We start from the raw sequence: 4,434 nt of genomic DNA, 5'->3' as shown, positions 1-4,434 counted from the left end.
CACCGTTCGCACTGCTCGCCGAGGCGACGTCGACGCACTTGCCGCCGTACCCCTTGATCGCACCGGTCGCGCCGCCGCCTCCGCCGCTGGACCCGCCGGTGAGGGCGTTGAACGTACGGGCGAACTGGTACGCGCTCTGCGGGGTGCCGCTGCACGAGTCGGACAGCTGGCCGTTGGTCGAGCAGGCCTTGTCGCGGCCGAGCGCCCAGTACGCCAGCAGCTGGATGCCGTGACTCGCCGCGAAGCTCTCCAGCGTCGAGGCGTTGCCGGTGGTGAAGACCTCGCTGGTCGTGTCGTTCACCCCGATCATCGGGGTGTTGCCCTCCATGGCCCAGAGCTGGTCGGAGGACTTGGTGGTCCAGATCTGCCCGAGCTGGGTGTGCAGGCCCGTGGCGGCGTTGACCGCGGCCTGACCCATGTCCATGGGCGAGCCGTAGTCCATCGTCATGATGTTGACGACGCTGACGTCCACGCCCCGGCTCTTGGCGTTGTTGAGCAGGCTGATGGCGTTGGACTCCAGGCCGCTCGGGTCGACCGGCAGGGTGTAGTCGACGGCCAGTTTCCGGCCGGCGGAGGCGTACTGCTGCTGGAGCGCGGCGAGCGCCTGGTTCCGCCGGTCGTTGGCGGCGGTGTCGTTCAGCGCCGAGCCCTCGATGTCGAGGTCGACACGGGTCAGGTTGAGAGTGTCGATCACCCGCTTGTACTGGGCCTGGAGCGTGGACACCGAGGTGCACGCCTGGCCCAGCTCGGTGCCGGACGCGCCGCCGAAGGAGACGATGACGTCGCCGCCGGAGGCCCGCAGGTTGTTGATCGCGGTCTCCCAGCCGGCGTTGTCGATCGAGGTGTCGCCGTTCCAGGTGGCGTTGCAACCGCCCCCGCCGATGACGAAGGCGAGCGTGTAGTACTTCAGCCCGGTGGCCGACTGGGCGGCGGCCATCGCGGAGGTGGAGCCCCACGTCTCGACGTACGGGGCGGCGTAGTGGGCGGGGAAGCCCGGCCCGGGGTTGACGGCGGCGTGCGCGGCCTGCCCGGTGGCGAGCACACCGGCGGCGGCGAGCGGGATCGCGGCGAGTGCCGCGAGGCGCGACATCCTGTTTCTGAGCATGGTGAACCGAGGTCGTGGCATGACTTCTCCTGGCGGGTCGTTACTGGCGGGGGGCTACGGAGTGGTCCACTGCTGGTTGGCCGCGCCGGTGCAGGTCCAGATCTGCAGACGCGTGCCGTTGGCCGAACTCGGGCCGGTGGCGTCGAGGCACCTGCCCGACGCCGGGTTGACGAGGGAGCTGTTCGAGCCCCTGGTCCACTGCTGGGCGCCGGTGCCGTTGCAGTCGTACAGCTGGGCCTGGGTGCCGTTGGCGGTGCCGGCGGAGGTCAGGTCCAGGCACTTGCCGAGGGCGCGGATCGTGCCGTCGGTGCCGACCGTCCACTGCTGCGCGGCGCTGCCGTTGCAGTCGTACAGCTGCACGGCGGTTCCGTTGGCGCTGCTCGCGCCGGCGACGTCGACGCACTTGCCGCCGTAGCCGGTGATCTGGCCGGTGCCGCCGGTGCCGCCGCCGCTCTGGGTGCCGCTCCAGGTGAAGGTCGCGGTGGTCTTGGCGGGCAGGGAGTAGGTGAACGACTCGCCACCCCAGTTGACCTTGAGCGACTGCGCGGAGCCGCTGTCGTTGTAGGCGATCAGGGCCTTGGAGCCGTCCGGGTTGCGCCAGGCGACGTTCGGCACGGCGGTGCCGGCGGTGGAGTCGATGCGGTACGCGCCGGGCTTGACGAACTTCGTCAGGTGGCCCATGTCGTAGTACTCGATCGTGTAGTCGACCTGCCCGCTGCGGCTGTCGCCGTTGTGCACGGTGATCAGACCGGTGCACGTGCCGCAGCCGCCGTTGTGCGGGCCCATGTTCTGGTCCACCGCGAGCGACCACTTGACGACGCTCTTCCCCCAGTTGCGGGTGTAGTCGACGATGTTGTGCATGTCCTCCTGCTGCTGGTTGGAGATCCAGGTGCCGCCGGAGTGCTCGGTGTCGTAGGCGTCCACGTTCGGGTACTGGTTGTGCGTCGTGGTCTGCTGGCCCACGTCGCCGCCGTAGCCGTGCCAGGCGATGCCGCCGAAGTTCGGGTCGTTCCGGATCGCGGAGTCGTCGACCTGGGGCGCGCCGTAGTTCGCGTACGTGTCCCAGTTCCAGTCCAGGGCGAGGATCTTGGTGGACAGGCCGGCGGCGTGGAAGGCCGGCAGCAGGTTCGTCTTGGTGAAGTAGTCCAGGCCGGAGCCGTTCCAGCTCATCGACGGGTACCCGGCGCAGCACGTCGGCTCGTTCTGTGCGGAGACGAAGTCGATCGGCACGCCCTGCGCCTGGTAGGCCTGGATGTACTTGACGAAGTACTGGGCGTACGCGCCGTAGTACTGCGCCTCCAGCCAGCCGGGCTGGTTGAACGTGTCGTTGTCCTTCATCCACGCCGGGGCGCTCCACGGCGTGCCCATGACCTTGAGCGACGGGTTGAGCTGCCGGGCCTGCTTGGTCAGCGGCAGGATGTCGGCCAGGTCGTGGGAGATGGAGAAGTGACCGAGGCTCGGGTCGGTCTGCCCGGCGGGCATGTCGTCGTAGGAGTAGTTGCCCCGCGCCAGGTCGGACGCCCCCATCGGGTTGCGGAGGAAGTCCAGGCCGATGCCGCTGTTCGGGTCGAACAACTGCTGCATCACCTGGGTGCGGGTGGTGGAGCTCAGCGCCCCACTGCTGTTCATCAGCCAGGCGGCCGTGTCGGTGAACGACGCGCCGGCGCCGGTGAACTGCTGGTAGCGGGTGTTCTCGTTGACGGTGATGTTCTGCGCGCCGCTGCCGCCGGTCCCGAACGCGATCGGCGTCTGCTGCTGCAGACCGCGGGTGACGTGACGGCCGGCGGAGTCGTCGGTGGTGGTCAGCCAGATGTTGACGGTCTCGCCCGCGGCGTGCGCGGGTGACAGGCCGCCGGTGAAGAGGGCGGCCACGAGAGCGAGGAGTGCGGAGGACACGAGCAGCCGTGCGGGCCGGCGGCCGGCACGGCGAACGGATCTGATCATGGCAGGGCTCGGCTTCCCGGTGTTGATCGGCGGAGGTGGCGCTGCGCCCGTGGCGGCGGGCGCCTCGTGACGGCGGCACGGTGCCTGTGGCGGCAGGCAGGTGCTCTCACGGAAGGCGACGTCCGCGGTGACGGGCGGGGGCTCTCACGGCGGGCCACGGGCGCGCTGGGCGGTCGCGGCGGCGCGACCGGGCGCGGGGCGTCCCCGCCACCACCCTGCTCGGCGCGGGTGCCGCACGCTCGCCTCGGGCGGTCGGTGCGGCATGGCAGGCGTCCCTTCGGCGGAACACGAACGAGTCGGCATCCCCCGAGGCCGGATTAATTAAGAAACCTTACTTTCAATAGGTCAGACGGTAACGGTGCGGTCAAACCGTGTCAACACCTCGTCAGAGAAACCGTCCGGCGCGGGACGCGGGCACGATCATGATCAACTCGGCGCCCGCCGCCCTTGACCACCACAGACCGGGAAGATAAACACAGACGAAACCAACTCCGAGACGGTGGTCAAACAACATGTACGCCGAGGAGAGGCAGCAGGAGATCCTCCAGCGCACGCGCGACGCCGGGCGGGTCGACGTCGTCACCCTCGCCGAGGACTTCGGCGTCACGATGGAGACGATCCGGCGTGACCTGACCGTGCTCGAACGCGCGGGCACGCTGCGCCGCGTCCACGGCGGCGCGATCCCGGTGGAGCGTCTCGGCTTCGAGCCGGCCCTCGCGGCGCGCGACGCCGTCATGACCGCGGAGAAGGAGCGCATCGCCAAGGCCGCCCTGGCCGAGCTGCCCGCCGACGGCTCGATCATCATCGACGCCGGGTCGACGACCGGCCGGCTGGTGCAGGTCCTGCCGAGCGACCGGGAGCTGACGGTGATCGTCAACTCGCCGCCGCTCGCCACCATCCTGGCCACCCGCTCCAACCTCAGCGTGATCATGCTCGGCGGCCGGGTGCGCGGGCGCACGCTCGCGACCGTCGACGACTGGGCCATGCGGCCGCTGGCGCGGCTGCGGGTCGACGTCGCGTTCATGGCCACCAACGGGATCTCCGCCGAGGTCGGGCTGACCACCCCCGACCCGGCCGAGGCCGCCATCAAGCAGTCGATGATCGAGGCCGCGCAGCGCACCGTCCTGCTCGTCGACCACACCAAGGTCGGCAACGACTATCTCGCCAAGTTCGCGTCGCTGTCCGACATCAGCGTCCTGATCACCGACACCGGCCTCGACAGCGGCCTGGCCGCCGAACTGGCCGCCGCCGGCCCCGAGGTCGTCCGCGTCTGACCGAGCCGCTCGGCGCGCCCGGTGCGATGCCGGGCCAGAGGCGCACGAGTGCCCCCCGCCGCGCGCGGGGGGCACTCGTGGCCGGAGCCGTCAGGTGGTCTGGGCGAGGAC

3 protein-coding genes are annotated in these 4,434 nt (G+C 70.2%); 1 reads left to right on the top strand and 2 read right to left on the bottom strand.

Translation table 11 applies throughout. The features are described 5' to 3' along the window. Both ACFFNX_RS43335 and ACFFNX_RS43330 read right to left on the bottom strand, forming a co-directional pair. Positions 1 to 1,126: chitinase (locus ACFFNX_RS43335; protein WP_378212079.1), on the bottom strand; the 1,126-nt coding region annotated here is incomplete at its 3' end. Positions 1,127 to 1,159: 33 nt separating this feature from the next. Continuing rightward, positions 1,160 to 3,049 carry a ricin-type beta-trefoil lectin domain protein gene (locus ACFFNX_RS43330; RefSeq protein ID WP_378212078.1) on the bottom strand — a complete coding sequence of 630 codons (1,890 nt, stop codon included), beginning with the start codon at positions 3,047 to 3,049 and terminating at the stop codon, positions 1,160 to 1,162. A gap of 512 nt (positions 3,050 to 3,561) precedes the next feature. Between ACFFNX_RS43330 and ACFFNX_RS43325 the strand changes: the two genes are divergently transcribed. Continuing rightward, on the top strand, positions 3,562 to 4,323 hold the full coding sequence (locus ACFFNX_RS43325) for a DeoR/GlpR family DNA-binding transcription regulator (protein WP_378212076.1): 762 nt from the start codon (positions 3,562 to 3,564) through the stop codon (positions 4,321 to 4,323). The last annotated feature ends 111 nt before the right edge of the window (positions 4,324 to 4,434 follow it).

Origin of the sequence: Actinoallomurus acaciae (assembly GCF_042429965.1) — a bacterium.
GTDB classification, from domain to species: Bacteria; Actinomycetota; Actinomycetes; order Streptosporangiales; family Streptosporangiaceae; genus Actinoallomurus; species Actinoallomurus acaciae.
This window is presented reverse-complemented; position numbering and strand designations above follow the sequence as displayed.

Bases quoted from the DNA above. Each gene is read 5' to 3' on its own strand.
- ACFFNX_RS43330 (WP_378212078.1), bottom strand. From the start codon at position 3,049: ATGATCAGATCCGTTCGCCGTGCCGGCCGCCGGCCCGCACGGCTGCTC.
- ACFFNX_RS43325 (WP_378212076.1), top strand. From the start codon at position 3,562: ATGTACGCCGAGGAGAGGCAGCAGGAGATCCTCCAGCGCACGCGCGAC.